Raw genomic sequence first — 21,540 nt, forward strand, 5'->3', positions numbered from 1 at the left:
CCATGGACGGCGGCATGCGGGCGTGACGCCGGCGCCGCGCATGGCCGGGCCGCGCCGGAGCGGCTTGTGCGCGCCCCGCGCTCGTGGCAATCCCCGGCCATGACAGCTGATCCGCGCCCCGCCTCCCGCCCCGGCGACCTCCCGCCGGTCATCACCTCCTTCGCCGGGCTCGCGCCGGGCTACGACGTCATCCTGTGCGATGTCTGGGGCGTGCTACACAACGGCGTCGCCGCCTTCGCGCCGGCGGCGGACGCGCTGCAGCGCGCCCGCGCCGCGGGGGCCACGGTGATCCTGGTCTCCAACGCGCCGCGACCGCGCGAGGGGGTGGCGCGCATCCTCGACGGGCTCGGCGTGCCGCGCACGGCCTACGACACCATCGTCACCTCCGGCATGGTGACGAACGCGCTGCTGGCGGAGCGGCCGGGGGTGCGGATGTGGCACCTCGGCCCGGAGCGCGACCTCGGCATCTATGACGGGCTCGACCTCAGCCTGACCGGGTTCGAGGCGGCCGAGCTGATCGTCTGCACCGGCCTGTTCGACGACACGGTGGAGACGCCGGACGACTACGCCGCCACGCTGAAGGAAGCGAAGGCGCGCGCGCTGCCCTTCATCTGCGCCAATCCCGACATCGTGGTCGAGCGCGGCGGCGACCTGATCTGGTGCGCCGGCGCCATCGCCGAGGCCTATGAGGCGCTGGGCGGCGAGGCGGTCTATTGCGGCAAGCCGCACCGGCCGATCTACGACACCGCCTTCGCCACCGCCCGCGCCCTGCGCGGCACCGAGACCGCATCCGGGCGCATCCTCGCCATTGGCGACGCGCTGCGCACCGATCTCGCCGGCGCCCTCGGGGCGGGCATCGACTGCCTGTTCGTCGGCGCCGGGATCCATGCCGGCGAGCTCGGGCTCGAGCACGGCGCCGAGGTCGACCCGAAGGCGCTGGCGCGGCTGCTGGCCGACGGGCCGGGCCTGCCGGTCGCCGTCACCACGCGGCTCGCCTGGTAGCGCGCGGGGTTAGTCCGGATTGACGCGGGCCGGCGGGCGCGCCAGTTATGCGCCATGGCGCGGGCCGGCGTGGCCCGCCTTTTGATGCCGCGTGCCCGCCTGTCGCCGAGATGATGCAGCCGATCCACCGTTCCCATCCGTTCCGCGTGCTGAGCGGCAGCGAGGCCCTGCCGGCCGAGCTCGCCCATCCCGTGGTCGCCATCGGCAATTTCGACGGCGTGCATCGCGGCCACCGGGCGGTGATCGGCACCGCGCTGGAGCAGGCCCGCTCGCTCGGACGGGCGGCGCTGGCGGTGACCTTCGAGCCGCATCCGCGCTCCTTCTTCCGGCCCGACGAGCCGGTGTTCCGCCTCACCCCGGCGCCGATGAAGCTGGCCCGGCTGGCCGAGACCGGGCTCGACGGCGCGGTGGTGCTGGGCTTCGACGCCGCGCTCGCGGCCAAGGACGCGGAGGCCTTCGTCGCCGACATACTGATCGGCCGGCTCGGCGTCGCCATGGTGGTCGCCGGCTACGACTTCCATTTCGGCAAGGGCCGCGGCGGCTCGCCGATCTTCCTGCGCGAGGCCGGGCGGCGCCACGGCTTCCCGGTCGAGATCGTGCCGCCGCTGCTGGACGAGGGGGCGCAGATCTCGTCGAGCGCGATCCGCGCCGCGCTGGAGCAGGGCCGGGTCGAGCAGGCGGCCGACATGCTGGGCGCGCCCTGGGCGGTCGAGGCCGAGGTGATCCACGGCGACAAGCGCGGGCGCGAGCTCGGCTACCCGACCCTCAACATGCGCCTCGACCCGGCGATCACGCTCGCCCACGGCATCTATGCGGTGACGGTCGAGATCGACGGCACGGTGCACAAGGGGGTGGCGAGCTTCGGCCGCCGGCCGACCTTCGACGACGGCGCGCCGCGGCTCGAGACCTTCGTGTTCGACTATGCCGGCGACCTCTATGGCCGGGTGCTGCGGGTCGCCTTCCACGCCTATCTGCGCCCGGAGCTGAAGTTCGACAGCATCGAGGCGCTGATCACGCAGATGGACGAGGACAGCGCCCGCGCCCGCGCCGCGCTGGGCTAGGGCTCGCCCGCGCACGGTGGTCGCCGAAGCGGGCTTGCAGCGTCGATCGTTGCCGGAGCCGCCGGTTCGACGCTCATTCCCCGATGATCCGGGCCGGCCGCACATAGTCGAAGCCGCCTTTGCCCGGCCAGGCCCGCCCGTCGGGATAGCGCAGTTCCGTTCCAGCGAGGTCCTTCTCGTCCACGAGGCGCATATTGACGCCCATCTGGCTGTTGCCGAACCGTGAGACGGCACTCGCGGTCAGGACGAAGTGCGTGGTCGAGCCGCAGGTCGGGCAGAAGTGGATTTCGGCGGCCGGGTCTTCCTTGTCTTCCCGGCTATATCCGTTCGTCACCCCTTCGACGCCGACCTCCGACGGGCTGAAATAGGCCCATCGGGCGCCCGATTTGCTGCAAAGGGTGCAGTTGCACGCGTTGATGAATGCGGGCGGCGCCGGAATATCGACGCGGACGCGGCCGCAGAGGCAGGAAAATGTCATCGTTTTCGATCCCGTCAGACGGCGCCTTGTTTCACAGTCGCCGCCGGCCTTCCACCACGCCCTGACCTCCGCGCCCCTTCCCCCACCCAGCACCGAACTCCCGCACCCCTCGCGGGGCCGGGCGGATGAGCACGGAGCGCCCTCCAGGAGGGCGCGCGGGGCGCCGGGGCGGAACGCTCCGGCGGTCGCCTGCACCGGGTGTGAAAAGGTGGTGCAAGCCTTTAGTCAACCGTCCGACGCGCCGCTCCCGGCGCCCCGCACGCGGTGTTTGAGGCTTGCTCCCTGCGGCCCCCGGAGGACTTACCGTTGCTATCCTCCGCTGTGGCACGGCGAACCGTTGCCGGCACGCCGCCCGGTGGACCGCGGTGATGCGGCCCGGGAACGCAAGGCTTGGGCCGCCACGGGGCGAGGGTGCGTTATCCCTTGCGCCATGGCCACCGCCCCCGTCCCGCGCGAGCCGGCCGCTCCGGTTGCGCCCCCTTGCCGGGACAGGTGCGGGCATTATCGCCCCGCCCCTGGGGGTGCGGATAAGTTTCTCTGGGAGGGGATGGGAGGCCGGAGCTGCGGCTGTCCGACTGGTAAGGGATCGGAGACGGCCCACGCCGGGCGAAGATGCGCGCTACAATCCCACCCGGCCTTCAACCTCGCCCGCCGCCGTGGGGCGACCCCGCTCCAGCGGGAAGAGGTGGGGGAAGGGGCAGGCCGGCCCGCTCCCGCGCCGCACCCCGGTGCCACCCCGGTGACGGGAGGGCACGCTGTGCGCCGGGGCCAGCGCGGAGCGGGTGGGCAGCGGCTGTCACTCGCGCCGCTCCCATGCCGTTCGCCTGACCCCTCCGCGCGCGCTCCGCCTTCCCGGTAGCGGCCTCCGCACTGCCCTTGCACCGCCTTGCGGCTGCGCTTAAACCGGGCGGCGAGTGAAGGAGCGCGCGATGACGAGCCGCAACAGCGACGGTCGTACCGACAAAGAGCCCGCCGGCGAGGCCGCGGCGCATGACTATTCGTCGACCCTGTTCCTGCCGCAGACGGAGTTCCCGATGCGCGCCGGCCTGCCGCAGCGCGAGCCGGAGCTGCTGAAGCGCTGGGAGCGGATCGACCTCTACGGCCGGCAGCGCCAGGCCGGCGCCGGCCGCCCGCGCTTCGTGCTGCATGACGGCCCGCCCTACGCCAACGGCAACATCCATATCGGCCACGCGCTCAACAAGATCCTCAAGGACGTGGTGGTGCGCTCGCAGGGCGCGCTCGGTCACGATTCCAACTACGTCCCGGGCTGGGACTGCCACGGCCTGCCGATCGAGTGGAAGATCGAGGAAGAGAACTACCGCAAGAAGGGCAAGGTGAAGCCCGACTTCGCCGACGCCGCCGCCATGGTCGCCTTCCGCCAGGAATGCCGCGCCTATGCCGAGCACTGGCTCGACGTGCAGCGCGAGGAGTTCAAGCGGCTCGGCGTCGAGGGCGACTGGGCCCATCCCTACGCCACCATGGCGTTCCCCGCCGAGGCGCAGATCGCCCGCGAGATCATGAAGTTCGCCGCCAACGGCCTGCTCTATCGCGGCTCCAAGCCGGTGATGTGGTCGGTGGTGGAGAACACCGCGCTCGCCGAGGCGGAGGTCGAGTATCACGACCACACCTCGACCACGATCTACGTCAAGTTCCCGGTCAAGGGCTACCGCAAGAGCGCGGCCACCGCCGGCGGCCTGCCCAAGGGGCTGGAGCCGGCCGACAAGGCCGACGACATCCACCTCTTCCCCTCCTATGAGGGCGCTTCGGTCGTCATCTGGACCACGACGCCCTGGACCATTCCGGGCAACCGCGCCATCGCCTTCTCGCCGGACGTCACCTATGCCGTCTACGAGGTGACCGAGGCGCCGGCCGACAACTGGGCCAAGGTGGGCGAGCACTTCATCCTCGCCGACAACCTCGCCGAGGAGGTGTTCAAGGCCGCGCGCGTGACCGGCCACGAGCGCCACAAAGAGGTCGACCCGACGCACCTCGTCTGCGCCCATCCGCTGGCGGGGGTGAAGGGCACCAAGGGCTATTTCGACTTCCCCGTGCCGGTGGTCGCCGGCGACTTCGTGACCGACGATACCGGCACCGGCTTCGTGCACATGGCGCCCGGCCACGGCGCCGACGACTTCAACCTCTACATCTCCGCCAAGCTCGGCGAGGTGCCGCACACGGTCGGCCCCGACGGCTACTACTACGACCACGTGCCGCTGTTCGGCGGCCACCGGGTGATGGACGACAAGGGCAAGGACGGCGACGCCAACGACGTCGTCATCAAGGCGCTGGCGGCGGCGGACAGGATCATCGCCCGCGGGCGGCTGAAGCACCAGTATCCGCACTCCTGGCGCTCCAAGGCGCCGATCATCTTCCGCAACACGCCGCAATGGTTCATCGCGATGGACAAGGACATCGCGGCGGCGGACGGCTCGACGACGGCCGGCGACACGCTGCGCGCGCGGGCGCTGGGCGGCATCGCCGGGGTCGAGTGGGTGCCCGAGACCGGGCGCAACCGCATCAACGGCATGATCGAGAACCGTCCCGACTGGGTGGTCTCGCGCCAGCGCGCCTGGGGCGTGCCGATCGCCGTGTTCGTGAAGGACAAGGGCGACGGCACGGTCGAGATCCTGCGCGACGACAAGGTGAACCGGCGCATCACCGAGGCCTTCGAGGCCGAGGGCGCCGACGCCTGGTACAAGGACGGCGCGGCGACCCGCTTCCTCGGCAACGAGTACAGCCCCGAGGAATGGCGCAAGGTCGACGACATCCTCGACGTCTGGTTCGATTCCGGCTCCACCCACGCCTTCACGCTGGAGGTGCGCGAGGACCTGAAGGTCGACCGCGCCTTCAATGGCGGGCCGGACCGGGTGATGTATCTCGAGGGCTCGGACCAGCATCGCGGCTGGTTCCACTCCTCGCTGCTGGAGAGCTGCGGCACCCGCGCGCGCCCGCCCTACGACGTGGTGCTCACCCACGGCTTCGTGCTCGACGAGCAGGGCCGCAAGATGTCGAAGTCGATCGGCAACGTGGTCGCCCCGCAGGAGGTGATCAAGGCTTCCGGCGCCGACATCCTGCGGCTGTGGGTGTGCGCCTCGGACTATTCGGACGACCTGCGCATCGGCCCGGAGATCCTGAAGACCACGGTCGAGACCTACCGCAAGCTGCGCAACACGCTGCGCTGGCTGCTGGGCTCGCTGCACCACTACCGCGAGGCCGAGCGCGTCGCCTATGCCGACATGCCGGCGCTGGAGCGCATGGTGCTGCACCGGCTCCACGAGCTCGACGGCGTGGTGCGCGAGGCCTATGCCGGCTTCGACTTCAAGCGGGTCAACGCGGCGCTGACCGCGTTCATGACCACGGAACTCTCCGCGTTCTATTTCGACGTGCGCAAGGACGCGCTCTACTGCGACCCGATCTCCTCGGTGACGCGCCATGCGTGCCTGACCGTGCTCGACGAGGTTTTCCAGCGGCTGGTGATCTGGCTGGCGCCGATCCTGCCCTTCACGGCGGAGGAGACGTGGCTCGCGCGCTTCCCCTCCGAGGAAGATTCGGTGCACCTCCAGACCTTCCCGCAGACGCCGGCCAAGTGGCGCAACGACGCGCTCGCCGACGAGTGGCGCAAGATCCGCCAGGTGCGGCGCGTCGTGCTCGGCGCGCTGGAGGTGGAGCGGGCGGCCAAGCGCATCGGCTCCAGCCTCGAGGCGGCGCCGGCGATCCACGTCACCGACCCGGCGCTGTTCGCGGCGGTTAGCGCGGTGGACCTCGCCGAAGTGTGCATCACCTCCGACGCCCATCTGATGCCCGACGAGGGACCGGCGGACGCGTTCCGGCTCGACGAGGTGCCGGGCGTCGCGGTGGTGCCGGTGCGGGCGCAGGGGCGCAAATGCGCGCGCTCGTGGAAAATCTCGCCGCTGGTGGGCACCGACCCGGACTATCCCGACGTGACCCCGCGCGACGCCATGGCGCTTCGCGAGCTCGCCAGCGCCCGGCGCGCCGCCGAGTGAGCGGGCCCGCGCGCGCGGCGCCGTCCTCCGGCACGCCGGAGGCACGCGCGCGCCGGACCTCGATGACGCCGCACCGGAAGCCGCCCGCATGAAACTCCGCCTCGCCGGCCCCCGGACCCTCTACGGGGCGGGCTTCGCCCTCGCCGCCCTCGTCATCGACCAGGCCTCGAAGCTCGCCGTGCTGCACGGGGTCGACTTCGGCGATGCCGGCATCGTCCACGTCACGCCGTTCCTCGATTTTGTCGAGGCGTGGAACACCGGCATCAGCTACGGGCTGTTCGCCCAGGGCCCGCATGGCTGGTGGATTCTGGGCGGGGTGAAGGTGATCGCGGCGGTGCTGTTCTGGCTCTGGCTGGCGCGGGTCGACCGAAGGCTGGAGGCGGCGGCGCTGGGCCTGCTGATCGGCGGCGCGCTCGGCAACGCGATCGACCGCGGGCTCTACGGCGCGGTGTTCGACTTCGTGTCGCTGCACGCCTTCGGCTTCTACTGGTACATCTTCAACCTGTCGGACGTGGCGATTGTTGCCGGGGTCGGGCTGCTTCTGTATGACTCCGTGCGTGGCGGCGCCGCAAATTAGCCGCCCTGCCGTGTTAACCGCCCATCGTCCGGGCATGTGCGCGCTTCCGACCGTCTTCGCGCGCCGGCCCGGGAAGCCCGGCCCGACGCCGTGCCCTCAGGAGACGATCGGATGATGAAGCGACCCCTTTCGACGCGCGCCGCCCTTCTCGGCGGAGCTCTCGGCGTCGCCCTTGCCATGGCCGGCACACCGGCTTCCGCCCAGGAACAGAGCTTTACCGAGCAGCTCTTCACCAGCTTCGGCCTGGTGGCGCCGACGCCGCCGGAGATCGACTATCGCGAGCGCGCGCCGCTGGTGGTGCCCCCGGCCGACGACGTGCTGCCGCCCCCGCGCAACGCCAACGCGCTGTCGCAGAACCCGGCCTGGCCGAAGGACGTGGACGTGCAGCGGCGCAAGGCCGAACTCCAGGCGGCACGCACGCCGGTGAACTTCAGCGACCGCGACGCCACCCGCGCCCTCACCCCGGCCGAGGTCGCGCGCGGCACCAACCCGAACTCGACCTATCGCGGCGCGATGATGAAGAACAACGCCGAGCGCCCGGACTGGCTGAAGCCGACCGAGGGACTCGGCTTCCTCGGCTGGGACAAGAAGCAGAAGGAAAAGCCGATGGTGTTCCAGGGCGAGCCCGAGCGCACCTCGCTGACCGAGCCGCCGCCCGGCTTCCAGACCCCCGCGGAAGGCGCCGCCTATGGCGTGGTCGCCGAGCGCCCGGACGAAAAGGAATGGAAGCTGCCGAACTGGTTCGACCGGACGCAGAGCAACAACGACCGGCACTGAGCCCGCATGCGTGCCCGCTCGCGTGAGCCGGTTCGCGTGAGGTGGGTGGCCTGACGCGCGCGGCGGGTGTTTCCCGGCGCGGCAGGCCGCATCCGGCGGACGTGCCGCTGCAAGGATCGGCGGTTGACGGCCCGCCCTTTTCGAGGCCGGCGTGTCATCGGGTTGGCCGCCCCGGCTTGAGGTTTCCCGGGAAGAGGTTGCCCTGGCCAAACCGGCGATGGCTTTGCGAACCGGGACTCGCGGGGATCGCGATTTCGCAGGCCTGATGGCTTCCGGGATCGTGTCCCGGCTGGCGCCCGACGTCGCGGAATCAAGGGCGCGCGCGGCGCGCCTCACAGGGGAGTGATCCGGCGCGACATCGCGTGGCCATGATCTGTGGCAGACTTCGCGCGAGAGCTGCGTGCCGCTCGCGCCACGCGGCGGCGATCCGGCCGCCCCTTCGCGCGACGTTCCCCGCGCCGACCGACGCCCGTCTCGCGGGGCCCCGCTCCGCGCGACGTTCCGCCTTTCTGCACGACGCCCGGCCGCGACCGCTCCGGCCCGTGGGGCGCCCGTTTCAAGGCCCCTGCCGGCGCGATTCCCTCCGGCGCCGTCCGGGCTGCCGGGCGGCTTGCGTCATCCGAGGCCGATGCCGGCTATGGCTGAAGCCCGCCCGCGAGCCTATATCATGGCCTCGATACGGATATTGTGACCGGAATGCCATCTCGAACCCTGTCGACTGGAAAGCTGATGTCCGCCGTGATGCTGATCGCCGCGTCCCTCGCCTCGAACCGCGCCAGCGGCTCCGAAGCCGCCGAGTTCACCCTCGACAACGGCCTGCAGGTGGTGGTGGTGCCCGACCATCGCGCCCCGGTCGTCACCCACATGGTGTGGTACCGGGTGGGTTCGGCCGACGAGCAGCCCGGCAAGTCCGGCATCGCCCATTTCCTCGAGCACCTGATGTTCAAGGGCACGGCCGAGCATCCCGCCGGCGAGTTCTCGCAGGTGGTCGCCAAGCTCGGCGGCCAGGAGAACGCCTTCACCTCGCAGGACTACACCGCCTATTTCCAGCGCGTGGCCAAGGAGCATCTCGGCACGGTGATGGCCTTCGAGGCCGACCGCATGACCGGGCTCGTGCTCACCGACGAGGTGGTGCTGCCCGAGCGCGACGTGGTGCTGGAGGAGCGGCGCATGCGCACCGACAACGACCCGGCCGCGCAGCTCTCCGAGGCGGCGCAGGCGGCGATGTTCGTCAACCACCCCTATGCCCACCCGATCATCGGCTGGGAAGACGAGATCCAGAAGCTGAACCGCGAGGACGCGCTCGCCTTCTACAAGCGCTTCTACACGCCCAACAACGCCATCCTCGTGGTGGCGGGCGACGTCGAGCCGGACGAGGTGAAGAAGCTCGCCGAGGAGACCTACGGCAAGGTGCAGCCGCGCGCCCAGACCGCCGAGCGGGTGCGCCCGCAGGAGCCGCCCCCGCGCGCCGCGCGCCGCCTGACGCTGGCCGACCCGCGCGTGGGCCAGCCCAATCTCTCGCGCGCCTATCTCGTGCCCTCCTATCGCAACGACAAGCAGGAGAGCGTCGCGCTCGACGTGCTGGCGCAGGTGCTGGGCGGCGGCTCGACCGGCCGGCTCTACCGCACGCTGGTGGCCGAGAAGGGCCTCGCCGCCGGCGCCGGCTCCTGGTACCAGAGCACGGCGCTCGACGAGACGCGCTTCGCCATCTCCGCCTCGCCGCGTCCGGAAGTCACCATGGAGGCGCTGGAAGAGGCGCTCGAGGCGGTGATCGGCGACCTCGCCGCCAACGGCCCCGGCGCCGAGGAGCTGGAGCGCGCCAAGACCCGGCTGGTGGCCGAGGCGATCTACGCCCAGGACAACCAGGCGACGCTGGCGCGCATCTATGGCGCGGCGCTCGCCACCGGCTCGACCCCGGCCGACGTTTCGGGCTGGCCGGACATGGTGAAGACCGTGACCGCCGACGAGGTGCGCGACGTGGCGCGGCGCTACCTGCTGCCCGCGCGCTCGGTCACAACCGAGCTGCTGCCGGCCAAGCCGAACCCGACCGCCGCGACCCCCACCGCCGCGAAACCCGCTGCCGCGAGCCCCGGCACCGCAGGCGAGCCGGCGCCCGGCGCGAGCGACCCGGCCGCCGCCCCCGCGAACGGGAGCGGCGCCCCGGAGAAGCGTTCATGAACGTGGCCCGGCGCAGACCGTCTTCCGGCCCACCCCGCCGCGGCCCGATCCGCCCTCTCCTCCACCTCGCCGCCAGTGTGATCATGACCGTCGCCTTGCTCCCCGTCGCCCCCGCCCAGTCCGAGACCACGCGCATCCAGCGCGTCGTCAGCCCGGGCGGCATCGAAGCCTGGCTCGTCCACGACACCACGCTGCCGCTGGTGGCGATGGAGGTCGCTTTCATCGGCGGCGCCTCGCAGGACCCCGCGGACAAGCCGGGCGTGGCCAATCTCGCCGCCTCGCTGCTCGACGAGGGCGCGGGCGAGCTCGACGCGCAGGCGTTCCAGGACCGGATGGCGGAGAAGGCGATCGAGCTGCGCTTCGACGCCTCGCGCGACCAGGTCTCCGGCTCGCTGCGCACCCTCTCCGACAATGCCGGGGAGGCGTTCGAGCTGATGCGCCTCGCCGTCACCGAACCGCGCTTCGACGACGAGGCGGTGGAGCGCATCCGCCAGGGCCAGCTCGCCGCGCTGCGCCGGCGGCTGAACGACCCCTCGACGCTGGCGAGCCTGGGCTGGTCGGCCCGCGCCTTCCCGAACCACCCCTATGGCCGGCCGGTGATGGGTACGCTGGAGAGCGTGCCGACCATCTCGCGCGCCGACCTGAAGGGCTTCGTTGCGCACGACCTCGCCCGCGACAACCTCAAGATCGCGGTGGTGGGCGACATCACGGCCGAGGCCCTCGCCCCGGCGCTCGACGCCATGTTCGGCGCGCTGCCGGCGAAGGCCGAGCTCACCCCGGTGCCGGACGTGACCCCGCAGGGCCTCGGCACGGTGGTGGTCAAGGAGCTCGACGTGCCGCAGACCTCGATGGTGTTCGGCGGCATCGGCCTCAAGCGCAACGACCCGGACTTCATCCCCGCCTTCGTGCTCAACCACATGCTGGGCGGCTCGGCCTTCTCCTCGCGCCTGTTCCGCGAAGTGCGCGAGAAGCGCGGCCTCGCCTATTCGGTCTACAGCCACCTCGCCCCGCTCGACCATGCGGCGCTGATCCTGGGCGGCACCGCGACCAAGAACGAGCGCGCCGGCGAGACCATCGACATCATCAAGGGCGAGTGGCTGAAGCTGCTGGAGGAAGGCCCGACCGAGGAGGAGCTGGCGGACGCCAAGAGCTACCTCATCGGCTCCTTCGCGCTGCGCTTCGATTCCTCGACCAAGGTGGCCGCGCAGCTGCTGCAGATCCAGATCGACAATCTCGGCATCGACTATATCGACGTGCGCAACCAGCTCGTCGGCGCGGTCACGCTCGACGACATCAAGCGGGTGGCGGCGCGGTTCCGAAACGATCCGGCCTGGCTGTTCAGCGTGGTCGGCCGCCCGGCCGGCGTGAGCGCCGGCGACGGCGGCTGAGCGCGGGCGAGGCGACGGGAGGTCGGTGCGGACCTTGGCCGGGAACATGGACGAAGAGTTGGGCGATGCGCGCGGGAATGTTCCCAGCGCGCGATCGCCTGCTATAAGTGCCTCCGCATGAAGGCGGAGCTCGACAGAGCCGGCCGGGCGCGGATGGGGGAAGACCGCGCGACCGGGTCAGGCGGGGAGTATGCGTATGTGTGTTGAGAAGCTGCGGAACCGGGTCCCTGAAGCGAGGCCGGCGGTGCCGCGCGGGCGGCTGTTGCTGGCCGTTCCGGCGCTGGCGCTGCTGCTGGCGGGATGCGCCAACGGGATAGGCGGCGGCGGGGGCGATGTCGGCCCGGGCGGGACCGGCAATGCCGACCAGCAGGGCCTGTTCGGCTCCAGCATGCAGACGACGACGGTGCGGCCGGACGGCACCAGCACCGCGGCCGGGACGCCCGCCGCGGGCACGCCGGCCACCGGGACGCCCGCAGCGGGCGGCACCGCGGCCGTGGCGGCGACCACGCCCGGCGCCGGCGCGGACTCCGACTTCTCCTGCCCGCGGGTCGAGGTGCGCGGCGGCGCCGCCGCCTGGCAGGTGACCGAGCCCACCGACGGCGCGCTGCGCTACCAGGCGACGCTCGGCCAGTTCGCCCGCGACTGCCGCTTCACCACGCCCGACATGAACATGCGCATCGGCATCCAGGGCCGGGTGCTGCTCGGCGCCAAGGGCGGCCCGGGCAAGGTCGACGTGCCGATCCGCCTCGCCGTGGTCGAGGAAGGCCCGGTGCCGAAGTCGGTCTGGACCAAGTTCTACGCGGTGCCGGTCGAGATCGGCCAGAACGTGCTGCAGGTCGATTTCAGCATCCTCGCCGACGACGTGAACTTCCCGCGCCCCGACGCCGCGACGCTCGACCGCTACGTGGTCTATGTCGGCTTCGACCCCCAGGGGGCGAAGGAGGCCAAGCCCGCGCGGCCGCGCCAGACCACCACCCGGCCGAAGCCCGCGCGGCCCAAGCCCGCCGCGCCCAAGCCGGCGGCGAGCGCCGCGCCCGCGCCGGTGCAGAGCGCGCCCGCGCGCACCGCGCCCGCCGCGCCGACCCCGGCGGTCTCGGCGCCGAGCACCACCGCCCCGGCGAGCACCGCCCCGGCGGCCTCGAGCCCGGCCCCGGCGCAGGATAGCCAGAACCAGTGGATCGGCGCGCCCGCGCCCTCGACCGGCGGCTTCTCGCAGTAGCGCGCGCTCCGGCGGGCAAGGGGGACGGCGGGCGCACCGCCGTTCCCGATCCGCCGTCGATCGATCCAATTAGTCCGTACGGCCTGGGCCGGCGCTGTGTGCCTTGTCGTGCGGGCCGCCGGGCCTGCCTCAGCCCTCGTCGGCGTGGCCGCGGCGGATGCGGCGGACCACCGACCAGATCAGCAGCGCCACGAACGGCACGGCGAGCGCGGTGGCGATGCCGACATTGACGTGCAGCCCCGCCTCTTCCAGCGCCGGATGCACGCCCTCCAGCACATAGTGCACGAGGCTGACCACGTAGTAGGAGATGGCCGCCACCGACAGGCCCTCGACCGTCTGCTGGAGGCGAAGCTGCATGCGCGCGCGCCGGTTCATCGAGGACAGCAGGTCGCGGTTCTGCTGCTCCAGTTCGACATCGACCCGGGTGCGCAGCAGGTTGGCGGCGCTGGTGAGCTTGACCGACAGGTTCGCCTGGCGCTGCTCGATCGCCTGGCAGGTGCGCATGGCCGGCTGCAGCCGGCGCAGCAGGAACTGCTGCCAGGTCGGGTAGCCCGAGATCGGCCGCTCGCCGATGACCTGCAGCCGCTGGGTGACGATCTCCTCATAGGCGCGGGTGGCGCCGAAGCGGAACAGCGCCGCCGCCGCGTCCGCCTCGAGCTCGGCGGCGAGCGAGGTCAGCGCGCCGAGCAGGCGGTTATTGGCGACCAGGCCCTCGCTCTCGCGCATCTCGCGGGTGATGGCACCGAGCTCGTTCTCGATCTTGGCGACGGTGGGGGCGAGGCGCTGCGCCTCCGGCAGGCCGAGCAGCGCCAGCGTGCGGTAGGTCTCGATCTCCAGCACCCGCTGGATCAGCGCGCCCGAGGCATCCGGCGTCATGCCGCGGTCGCGCACCAGAATGCGCACGAAGCCGGACGGGTCGGGCTGGAAGTCGGTGGCGATCTCGGCGAAGCCGTCCTCGACGTCCGAGCGGGCGAGGCTGGAACGGTCGAACAGCCGGTCGAGCGCCAGCGAATCGGCGGTGTCGGTGACGAGCTGGAGGTCGACCGCCACCAGCAGCGGGCCGGGCTGGGGAAGCTGCGCCAGCGTGCCCACCAGCGCCCCCGAGGCGGGATGGAAGGGCAGGCCGCCGTCGATCAGGTCCTCGCTCGGCAGCTCCCAGGTATAGGTGGTGAACTCGGCGTGGCGCTCCCAGCGCAGGATGGCGCCGCCGAAGGCGACGCGGTGCTGCTTGGCCTCGCGCGCCGGGCCCGGCTGGCCTCGCGCCGCGCACAGGCCAGCGAAGGCGGCGCGGTCGGCGGCCGCCTGCTCGCGGTCGACCAGGAAGGCGACGTGCAGGATGCGCGCCGGCGTCGCCACCGGCAGGAAGGGGCGCGCATGCAGCTCGGCGAGCACCGGCGCGCGCAGCGGATGATCCTGGAACACCGCCGCGCCGGCGGGGCTGGTCTCGCTCCTCGGCGGCTTCGTCTCGACCACGCGTCCTGCTCCCTTTCGCGGGGCCGGCCCGCGCCGGCATCCCTTCTGCCCCACCACCGGATGCGCCCGGGCTCCGTGCCGGTGCGCCGCCGCCCGCTACCAATGCGGCGGAACCATGGGCGCCCCAGTCGGTTGCATGATGAGCAACGACTGGCAAGGGTCCCGGTCGCGCGAGGTTAAGCCGGAGGGACGGGGCGGGAAAACCGGCTCGTCATTTCCGGTGGGGCAAGTCTTTCCTGGCCTGTTGCGTATTCGCATCATGCGCGACAGGAAACAGGAGCGAATCAAATTTCGTTTGCCTTGGTCGTTGTGGCGGATGCATGAAGTTTATTGGTTGTTTTCGGGATTCGTGACATGAAGCGTGTGCGGTTTTGGACGTTGTGCCTGCTTGCGGCTTTCGCGGTCGCCCTCGGCGGCCCGGCCTACGCGAAGAGCAGCTCCAACGCCCCACGCGTTTATCTGCTGCGTGGTCTCGCGAACATCTTCTCCCTCGGCATGGATGACCTGACCGAGAAGCTGAAGGCGCGCGGCATCGACGCCAGCGTGCACTCCTATGTCGACTGGAAGACCCTCGCCGACCAGGCGATCGCCGAGGCGAAGGAGAACGGCTCGCGGCGCCGGCCCGCGCCGGTGATCATCATCGGCCATTCGCTGGGCGCCGACGCGGCGGTCTACATGGGCAACAAGGTGAGCGCGGCCGGCGTGCCGGTGCCGCTGGTGGTCACCTTCGACCCCGTCACCCCCACCGTCGCCTCGGCCAAGATCGGCAAGGTGGTGAACTATTATCAGGGCGGAGGCTCGGGCAAGCCGGTCTCCGGGCCGCGGGTCGACAATATCGACCTCACCGGCACGCCCTCGCTGAGCCACTTCACCATCGACAAGGCGGCCGACCTGCACGCCAAGGTCATCGCCATGATCGTGAAGAGCCCGCGCCAGGTGGCGCGCCGCCGGCCGCTGCCGAAGAACCCGCCCATGCCGACGCCCATGCCGACCGCCGAGACCGCCTCGGCCCCGCCGGTCCCCTCGGTCGCGGTGCCGGCGGTGCAGCGCACGCCGAACTGAGCGCCCGCAGGCTGCCGGACGTCGCGGATCTCGCCCGTCTTGCCGGCGATGGCGCCGGCAGCGTCGATCCCGCCTGACGCCTGACGACACCCCCCGTTCAGGCCGGCTGCACCGAGAACACCACGAAGGTGTGCATCACCCCGTCCTCGTCGCGCAGCGAGACATATTCGCCCGGCGCGAAGGCGTGGTCGCCGAAGCGGTAGCCGGCCTCGTCGTCCTCGCTCTCCCCCTGCTCGTAGTCGAACACCCAGGTCGCGCCATGGGCGCCGCCGGCGCGGCGCACAAGCCGGCCCTGCTCGGGCTCGTCATTGCCCCAGAAGCGGGTCACGGTGCAGCGCTCGCGCAGGTCCTTCCACGCCTCGAGGTCGATATGGCCGGCGGCGTCGAGCGGGGCGACGAACTCGTAGCCGTGCCGCGCGCTGCCGCCGGGAAATTCCTTCGAGCGGGCGAGATGAAGCCGGATGCGCTGCAGCGCGTCGGCGTCCGGTTGCACCGTGTCGTTCATGGGGCGTCTCCTCCTGTCCTTCGTTCCCGTGCGCGCCGGGCGGCAGCCCCGCCCGGCTCCGGGCACGCTTAAACCATAGCTGGCGCGCATCCTTGATCCGGCGCAAGAGCCCATCCCGAGCTGCCTTCGCGGCAGGCCTTCGGGCTTAAGGCGCCGGCTCGGCTCCGAAATCTTCCTGTTGGTCTGATTTTTTTACCATGGAAGGCGGCGGCGCTTTTCCCTAGAATGGGTCGAAAGCACACTGTGAACGCGCCGGAGGAAGCGCCATGTCCGGGCTCGTCATGCCGGAACCCAAGGCCGATCTCATCGCCCGCCGCGCCGAGATCATCGCCGCGCTGCGCACCATCGTGCCCGGCGAGGGCGTGATCGACAGCGAGACCGAGATGCGGCCGTTCGAGAGCGACGGCGTCACCGCCTACCGCCAGCTCCCGCTCGCCGTGGTGCTGCCCTCGACCACCGAACAGGTCTCGAAGGTGCTGGCTTATTGCAACGCGAACGGCATTCCCGTCGTGCCACGCGGGGCGGGCACCTCGCTCTCGGGCGGGGCGCTGCCGCTGGCGGACGGAATCCTGCTCGGCATGGGCAAGTTCAACCGCATCCTCGACATCGACTTCGCCAACCGCGCCGTGGTCGCCCAGCCGGGCGTGACCAATCTCGGCATCACCACCGCGGTCGCCCATGAGGGCTTCTATTACGCGCCCGACCCCTCCTCGCAGATCGCCTGCACCATCGGCGGCAATGTCGGGGAGAATTCGGGCGGCGTGCACTGCCTGAAATACGGGCTCACGACCAACAACGTGCTCGGCGTCGAGATGGTGCTGATCACCGGCGAGATCGTGCGCATCGGCGGCAAGCACCTCGATTCGGGCGGGCTCGACCTGCTCGGCATGGTGGTCGGCTCGGAGGGGCTGCTCGGCGTCGTCACCGAGGTGACGGTGCGCATCCTGAAGAAGCCGGAGACCGCGCGCGCGGTGCTGGTCGGCTTTCCCTCCTCCGAGGCGGCGGGGGCCTGCGTCGCCGCCATCATCGCGGCCGGCATCATCCCCGGCGGCATGGAGATGATGGACCGGATGATGATCCACGCCGCCGAGGCGTTCGTGAATGTCGGCTACCCGCTCGACGTCGAGGCGCTGCTGATCGTCGAGCTGGACGGGCCGGAGGCGGAGGTGAACCACCTGATCGAGCGGGTGGCCGAGATCGCCGGCACGCTCGGCTGCCTGACGCTGCGCGCCTCCACCAGCGAGGAGGAGCGGGTCGCCTTCTGGGCCGGGCGCAAGGCCGCCTTCCCGGCGGTGGGGCGCATCTCGCCGGACTATCTGTGCATGGACGGCACCATCCCGCGCAAGGCGCTGCCGCAGGTGCTCACCCGCATGGAGGAGATGTCCGAGAAGTACGGGCTCAAATGCGGCAACGTCTTCCACGCCGGCGACGGCAACCTGCACCCGCTGATCTGCTACGACGCCAACCAGCCGGGCGAACTGGAGAAGGCCGAGGCGTTCGGCGCCGATATCCTTCTGCTGTGCGTCGAGGTCGGCGGCGTGCTCACCGGCGAGCACGGGGTCGGGGTGGAGAAGCGCGACCTGATGCCCTCCATGTTCGACGAGACCGACCTCGCCCACCAGCAGCGGCTCAAATGCGTGTTCGACCCCGACGCGCTGCTCAACCCCGGCAAGGTGTTCCCGGTGCTGCACCGCTGCGCCGAGCTCGGGCGCATGCATGTCAGCGCCGGCAAGCTGCCCTTCCCGGACATTCCGAGGTTCTGAGCCCCGCCCGTGACCACGCTGCTCGCCCGCAACGCCACCGTGCTCGTCACCATGGACGGCACCCGCCGCGAGATCGCGGGCGGGGGGCTGTTCGCGCGCGACGGCATCATCGAGCAGGTGGGCCCGGGCGGGAGCCTGCCCGCGACCGCCGACGAGGTGATCGACCTCTCCGGCCATGTCGTGCTGCCGGGTCTCGTCAACGCCCACCATCATCTCGACCAGGTGCTCACCCGCGCCTTGCCGGTGGCGCAGGACATCAACCTGTTCCGCTGGCTCACCGCGCATTACCGGCTGTGGGCGGCGCGCACGCCCGAGGCCTCGCGCACCGCGACGCTGGTCGGCCTCGCCGAACTCGCCTTGTCGGGCTGCACCACCTGCTTCGACCACGCCTATGTGTTCCGCAACGGCTGCAGGGTCGACGACCAGATCGGCGCGGCGCGCGAGATCGGCCTGCGCTTCATGGTCTCGCGCGGCTCGATGTCGCTCGGGCAGTCCAAGGGCGGCCTGCCGCCGGACGACTGCGTCGAGGACGAGGACGACATCCTTAAGGACAGCGAACGCGTGATCGGCGCCTGGCACGACGCGTCGCCCGGCTCGATGCTGCAGATCGCGCTCGCCCCCTGCTCGCCCTTCTCGGTGACGCCGGGGCTGATGCGCGAGAGTGCGGCGCTGGCGCGGGCGAAGGGGGTGCGGCTCCACACCCATCTCGCCGAGACGATCGACGAGGAGCGCTTCACGCTGGAGCGCTTCGGCAAGCGGCCGGTCGCCTATATGGACGAGCTCGGCTGGCTCGGCGACGACGTCTGGTTCGCCCATGCCGTGCATGTGAACGATCACGAGATCGGCTGCTTCGCCGCCACCGGCGCGGGCGTGTGCCACTGCCCGTCCTCCAACATGCGGCTCGCCTCCGGCATCGCGCCGGTGATGAAGTATCGCCGCGCCGGGGTGAAGGTCGGCCTCGGCGTCGACGGCTCGGCCTCGAACGATGGCAACAACCTGCTGGGCGAGGCGCGCCAGGCGATGCTGCTGGCACGGCTGCAGATCGCGCTGCGCCCGCCCGAGGGGCCGGACACCACGCTCTCCACCGCCGACCCCTCGCGCGACCATGAATGGATGAGCGCCCGCCAGGCGCTGGAGCTCGCCACGCTCGGCGGCGCCGCGGTGCTGGGGCGCTCCGACATCGGCGCGCTGGAGCCCGGCCGATGCGCCGACTTCTTCGCGCTCCGGCTCGACGACGTCGCCTTCGCCGGCGGCCTTGCCGACCCGGTCGCCGCCGTCCTGTTCTGCACGCCGGGCCGCGCCGCCTTCACCGTGGTGCACGGACGCCCGGTGGTCGCGCATGGCGAGATCGTCACCATCGACCTGCCGGCCGTCGTCGCCGAGCACAACAGACATGCCGCGCGGCTCGCCGCGCTTGCGGAGTGATCGAGACATGACCGAGGCCAGTACCGGCGACCGCCTGTGCCCGCGCGACGAGGCCGACATCGTCGAGGCGGTGCGCTGGGCGGTGGCGCAGGCGCGCACGCTCGACGTCGCCGGCTCGCTCTCCAAGGCCGGGCTCGGCCGCCCGATCCAGACCGACCTGACGCTGGAGCTGAAAGGGCTGACCGGGGTCACGCTCTACGAGCCCGAGGAGCTGGTGCTGAGCGCGAAGGCCGGCACGCCGGTCGCCGAGATCGAGGCCACCATCGCCGCCTCCAGCCAGATGATGGCGTTCGAGCCGATGGATTACGGCCCGCTGTTCGGCCGCCCGGCCGGGCTCGGCACGCTCGGCGGGGTGATGGCCTGCAACCTCGCCGGGCCGCGCCGGCCGAGCGCGGGCGCGGCGCGCGACCATGCGCTGGGGCTGCGCGCCGTCTCCGGGCGCGGCGAGGCGTTCAAGGCCGGCGGGCGGGTGGTGAAGAACGTCACCGGCTACGATTTGCCGCGCGGGCTCGCCGGCTCGCACGGCACGCTCGCCGCCTTCACCGAGCTGACCATCAAGGTGCTGCCGCGGCCCGAGACGGTGGAGACGCTGCTCGTGCTCGGCCTCGACGCGGGCGCCGCCGCCGGCGCCATGAGCGCGGCCACCGGCTCCTATTACGACGTCTCCGGCGCCGCCCACCTGCCGGCCGAGGTCGCCGCGCGGGTCCCGGCCGTCGCCGGCAGCGGGCAGTCGGTCACCGCGCTGCGGCTGGAGGGCGTGCTGCCCTCGATCCTGCACCGGCGCGGCAAGCTGGAGGAGATGCTGCGCGCGAGCGGCACCCTCGCCCATCTCGAAGCCGCCGATTCGCGCGCCTTCTGGCAGGCGGTCCGCGACGTGGCGCCGTTCGCGCTGCCCGAGGGGAGCGACGCGGAGAGCGCGCCGGCGGTGTGGCGGGTCTCGGTGGCGCCGATGGCGGGGCCGGGCATCGGCGCGGCGCTGACGCAGGCGGGCGCGCGCTGCTTTTACGACTGGGCCGGCGGGCTGGTGTGGATCGAGATGCCGGACGGGACGCCGCACACCGCGCTGGTGCGCGGGGCGGTGGCGGCGGCGGGCGGCGGCCACGCCACGCTGGTGCGCGCGCCGCGCGCCACCCGCGCGGCCGAGGAGGTGTTCCAGCCGCTCGACCCGGTCACCGCCATGCTGGTGAAGCGGATGAAGGACGGTTTCGACCCGGGCCGGGTGCTGAGCCCCGGCCGCATGTATGCGGGGATGTGAGCGATGCAGACCAATTTCTCCCTGGCGCAGCTCGCCGATCCGCAGACCGCACGCTCCGAGCAGGTGCTGCGCGCCTGCGTGCATTGCGGCTTCTGCACCGCGACCTGCCCGACCTATGTGCTGCTGGGCGACGAGCTCGACAGCCCGCGCGGGCGCATCTACCTGATCAAGGACATGCTGGAGAACGACCGGCCGGCCACCGCCGAGGTCGCCAAGCATGTCGACCGCTGCCTCTCCTGCCTCTCCTGCATGACGACCTGCCCCTCGGGCGTGCACTACATGCACCTGATCGACCATGGGCGCGACCATGTGGAGAAGACCTATCAGCGCCCGCTCGCCGACCGGCTGGTGCGGGCGCTGCTGGCGCGCGTGCTGCCGAGCCGGCGGCTGTTCCGCCTGTCGCTGGCGGGGGCGATGCTGGCGCGGCCCTTCGCCGGGCTGATCGGCGCGCTGCCGGGGCTGAAGCCGGTCGAGGCGATGCTGAAGCTCGCCCCGGCGCGGCCCGCCACCCGCTCGCCGAGCGAGGGCGAGCGGCGCTTTCCCGCCATCGGTCCGCGCCGCGCGCGCGTCGCCCTGCTCGACGGCTGCGCCCAGCCGGTGCTGCGCCCGGCGATCGACGAGGCGGCGATCCGCCTGCTCACCCGCATGGGAGTGGAGATCGTGCGCCCGGTCGGCGGCGGCTGCTGCGGCTCGCTGACCCACCATATGGGGAAGGAGGAGCTGGCGCTCGCCAATGCCCGCGCCAATGTCGACGCCTGGAGCCGCGAGATCGAGGGCGAGGGGCTCGACGCCATCATCATCACCACCTCGGGCTGCGGCACCACCATCAAGGATTACGGCCACATGCTGCGCACCGACCCGGCCTATGCCGAGCGGGCGGCCAAGGTGTCGGCGCTGGCCAAGGACGTCAGCGAGTTCCTCGCCGAGCGCGAGCTGCCGGTGCCGGTGATCGATGCCGGCATCCGCGTCGCCTATCACTCGGCCTGCTCGCTGCAGCACGGCCAGAAGGTGCGCACCGCGCCGAAGAACCTGCTGGCGAAGGTCGGCTTCACCGTGCTGGAGCCGGCGGAGGGGCATCTGTGCTGCGGCTCGGCCGGCACCTACAACATCCTGCAGCCGGAGATCGCCGGGCGGCTGAAGGAGCGCAAGGTCGCCAATATCGAGCGCACCAGGCCGCAGATCATCGCCGCCGGCAATATCGGCTGCATGACGCAGATCGGCGGCGGCACGGCGATCCCCGTGGTGCACACGGTGGAACTCATCGACTGGGCGACCGGAGGGCCGGCGCCGGCGGGGCTTGACGCCATGCCCTCGGCGGCCTGACACAGGGCGCACGATTCCCGCGCGCCCGCGCGGTTCCTCTGCGCTCTGAT

16 protein-coding genes are annotated in these 21,540 nt (G+C 71.6%); 13 read left to right on the plus strand and 3 right to left on the minus strand.

Going from position 1 to position 21,540, the window contains the following annotated elements; genetic code table 11:
• The first annotated feature begins 99 nt into the window (after nucleotides 1–99).
• Together NVS83_RS08235 and NVS83_RS08240 are read left to right on the plus strand one after the other, a co-directional pair.
• Nucleotides 100–1,002, plus strand: a complete 903-nt coding sequence (locus tag NVS83_RS08235; protein WP_258738881.1) for a TIGR01459 family HAD-type hydrolase — start codon at nucleotides 100–102, stop codon at nucleotides 1,000–1,002.
• A gap of 110 nt (nucleotides 1,003–1,112) precedes the next feature.
• Complete coding sequence (locus tag NVS83_RS08240; RefSeq protein WP_258732035.1) at nucleotides 1,113–2,063, plus strand: bifunctional riboflavin kinase/FAD synthetase; 951 nt, start codon at nucleotides 1,113–1,115, stop codon at nucleotides 2,061–2,063.
• A gap of 73 nt (nucleotides 2,064–2,136) precedes the next feature.
• On the opposite strand, the gene NVS83_RS08245 is transcribed toward NVS83_RS08240, so the two are convergent.
• On the minus strand, nucleotides 2,137–2,541 hold the full coding sequence (locus NVS83_RS08245; RefSeq protein ID WP_258738882.1) for a GFA family protein: 405 nt from the start codon (nucleotides 2,539–2,541) through the stop codon (nucleotides 2,137–2,139).
• 929 nt (nucleotides 2,542–3,470) lie between these two features.
• Between NVS83_RS08245 and ileS the strand changes: the two genes are divergently transcribed.
• The 6 genes from ileS to NVS83_RS08275 all read left to right on the plus strand — a co-directional run bounded on the left by ileS (nucleotide 3,471) and on the right by NVS83_RS08275 (nucleotide 12,684).
• A complete protein-coding gene (gene ileS, locus NVS83_RS08250) occupies nucleotides 3,471–6,545 on the plus strand; it encodes an isoleucine--tRNA ligase (RefSeq protein ID WP_258738883.1) in 3,075 nt (1,024 codons plus the stop codon).
• Nucleotides 6,546–6,633: 88 nt separating this feature from the next.
• A complete protein-coding gene (lspA, locus tag NVS83_RS08255; RefSeq protein WP_258738884.1) occupies nucleotides 6,634–7,122 on the plus strand; it encodes a signal peptidase II in 489 nt (162 codons plus the stop codon).
• A 111-nt stretch (nucleotides 7,123–7,233) separates the two neighbouring features.
• A complete protein-coding gene (locus tag NVS83_RS08260; protein ID WP_258732041.1) occupies nucleotides 7,234–7,899 on the plus strand; it encodes a hypothetical protein in 666 nt (221 codons plus the stop codon).
• 729 nt (nucleotides 7,900–8,628) lie between these two features.
• Complete coding sequence (locus NVS83_RS08265; protein ID WP_258738885.1) at nucleotides 8,629–10,077, plus strand: M16 family metallopeptidase; 1,449 nt, start codon at nucleotides 8,629–8,631, stop codon at nucleotides 10,075–10,077.
• Between the two features lie 83 nt (nucleotides 10,078–10,160).
• Nucleotides 10,161–11,465, plus strand: a complete 1,305-nt coding sequence (locus tag NVS83_RS08270; RefSeq protein WP_258738887.1) for a M16 family metallopeptidase — start codon at nucleotides 10,161–10,163, stop codon at nucleotides 11,463–11,465.
• A 190-nt stretch (nucleotides 11,466–11,655) separates the two neighbouring features.
• Nucleotides 11,656–12,684 carry a hypothetical protein gene (locus NVS83_RS08275; protein WP_258738888.1) on the plus strand — a complete coding sequence of 343 codons (1,029 nt, stop codon included), beginning with the start codon at nucleotides 11,656–11,658 and terminating at the stop codon, nucleotides 12,682–12,684.
• Nucleotides 12,685–12,813: 129 nt separating this feature from the next.
• On the opposite strand, the gene NVS83_RS08280 is transcribed toward NVS83_RS08275, so the two are convergent.
• Nucleotides 12,814–14,106: a DUF3422 family protein gene (locus tag NVS83_RS08280; RefSeq protein ID WP_258739124.1), complete on the minus strand. Its 1,293-nt coding sequence runs from the start codon at nucleotides 14,104–14,106 to the stop codon at nucleotides 12,814–12,816.
• 546 nt (nucleotides 14,107–14,652) lie between these two features.
• Between NVS83_RS08280 and NVS83_RS08285 the strand changes: the two genes are divergently transcribed.
• Complete coding sequence (locus tag NVS83_RS08285) at nucleotides 14,653–15,219, plus strand: alpha/beta hydrolase family protein (RefSeq protein ID WP_258738889.1); 567 nt, start codon at nucleotides 14,653–14,655, stop codon at nucleotides 15,217–15,219.
• Between the two features lie 97 nt (nucleotides 15,220–15,316).
• Here the strand turns inward: NVS83_RS08285 and NVS83_RS08290 are convergent, their stop codons facing one another.
• A complete protein-coding gene (locus NVS83_RS08290) occupies nucleotides 15,317–15,724 on the minus strand; it encodes a hypothetical protein (RefSeq protein WP_258738890.1) in 408 nt (135 codons plus the stop codon).
• A 266-nt stretch (nucleotides 15,725–15,990) separates the two neighbouring features.
• Here NVS83_RS08290 and NVS83_RS08295 point away from each other — a divergent pair, with 266 nt between their 5' ends.
• Genes NVS83_RS08295 through glcF form a run of 4 tightly spaced genes read left to right on the plus strand, consistent with a single transcriptional unit; the run spans nucleotide 15,991 to nucleotide 21,490 of the window.
• A complete protein-coding gene (locus NVS83_RS08295; RefSeq protein WP_258738891.1) occupies nucleotides 15,991–17,487 on the plus strand; it encodes an FAD-linked oxidase C-terminal domain-containing protein in 1,497 nt (498 codons plus the stop codon).
• A gap of 9 nt (nucleotides 17,488–17,496) precedes the next feature.
• Nucleotides 17,497–18,912, plus strand: a complete 1,416-nt coding sequence (locus tag NVS83_RS08300) for an 8-oxoguanine deaminase (protein ID WP_258738892.1) — start codon at nucleotides 17,497–17,499, stop codon at nucleotides 18,910–18,912.
• A 7-nt stretch (nucleotides 18,913–18,919) separates the two neighbouring features.
• Nucleotides 18,920–20,167 (plus strand): FAD-binding protein, encoded by a 1,248-nt coding sequence (locus tag NVS83_RS08305; RefSeq protein ID WP_258738893.1) that lies wholly within the window; start codon nucleotides 18,920–18,922, stop codon nucleotides 20,165–20,167.
• Between the two features lie 3 nt (nucleotides 20,168–20,170).
• On the plus strand, nucleotides 20,171–21,490 hold the full coding sequence (glcF, locus tag NVS83_RS08310) for a glycolate oxidase subunit GlcF (protein WP_258738894.1): 1,320 nt from the start codon (nucleotides 20,171–20,173) through the stop codon (nucleotides 21,488–21,490).
• Nucleotides 21,491–21,540: the final 50 nt, after the last annotated feature.

Source organism: Ancylobacter mangrovi (assembly GCF_024752335.1).
Classification (GTDB): Bacteria; Pseudomonadota; Alphaproteobacteria; order Rhizobiales; family Xanthobacteraceae; genus Ancylobacter; species Ancylobacter mangrovi.

What these genes read in the sequence shown, in the direction of transcription:
- NVS83_RS08235 (WP_258738881.1), top strand. Translation starts at nt 100, where the DNA reads ATGACAGCTGATCCGCGCCCCGCCTCCCGCCCCGGCGACCTCCCGCCG.
- NVS83_RS08240 (WP_258732035.1), top strand. Translation starts at nt 1,113, where the DNA reads ATGATGCAGCCGATCCACCGTTCCCATCCGTTCCGCGTGCTGAGCGGC.
- NVS83_RS08245 (WP_258738882.1), bottom strand. Translation starts at nt 2,541, where the DNA reads ATGACATTTTCCTGCCTCTGCGGCCGCGTCCGCGTCGATATTCCGGCG.
- ileS (WP_258738883.1), top strand. Translation starts at nt 3,471, where the DNA reads ATGACGAGCCGCAACAGCGACGGTCGTACCGACAAAGAGCCCGCCGGC.
- lspA (WP_258738884.1), top strand. Translation starts at nt 6,634, where the DNA reads ATGAAACTCCGCCTCGCCGGCCCCCGGACCCTCTACGGGGCGGGCTTC.
- NVS83_RS08260 (WP_258732041.1), top strand. Translation starts at nt 7,234, where the DNA reads ATGATGAAGCGACCCCTTTCGACGCGCGCCGCCCTTCTCGGCGGAGCT.
- NVS83_RS08265 (WP_258738885.1), top strand. Translation starts at nt 8,629, where the DNA reads ATGTCCGCCGTGATGCTGATCGCCGCGTCCCTCGCCTCGAACCGCGCC.
- NVS83_RS08270 (WP_258738887.1), top strand. Translation starts at nt 10,161, where the DNA reads ATGACCGTCGCCTTGCTCCCCGTCGCCCCCGCCCAGTCCGAGACCACG.
- NVS83_RS08275 (WP_258738888.1), top strand. Translation starts at nt 11,656, where the DNA reads ATGCGTATGTGTGTTGAGAAGCTGCGGAACCGGGTCCCTGAAGCGAGG.
- NVS83_RS08285 (WP_258738889.1), top strand. Translation starts at nt 14,653, where the DNA reads ATGGATGACCTGACCGAGAAGCTGAAGGCGCGCGGCATCGACGCCAGC.
- NVS83_RS08290 (WP_258738890.1), bottom strand. Translation starts at nt 15,724, where the DNA reads ATGAACGACACGGTGCAACCGGACGCCGACGCGCTGCAGCGCATCCGG.
- NVS83_RS08295 (WP_258738891.1), top strand. Translation starts at nt 15,991, where the DNA reads ATGTCCGGGCTCGTCATGCCGGAACCCAAGGCCGATCTCATCGCCCGC.
- NVS83_RS08305 (WP_258738893.1), top strand. Translation starts at nt 18,920, where the DNA reads ATGACCGAGGCCAGTACCGGCGACCGCCTGTGCCCGCGCGACGAGGCC.
- glcF (WP_258738894.1), top strand. Translation starts at nt 20,171, where the DNA reads ATGCAGACCAATTTCTCCCTGGCGCAGCTCGCCGATCCGCAGACCGCA.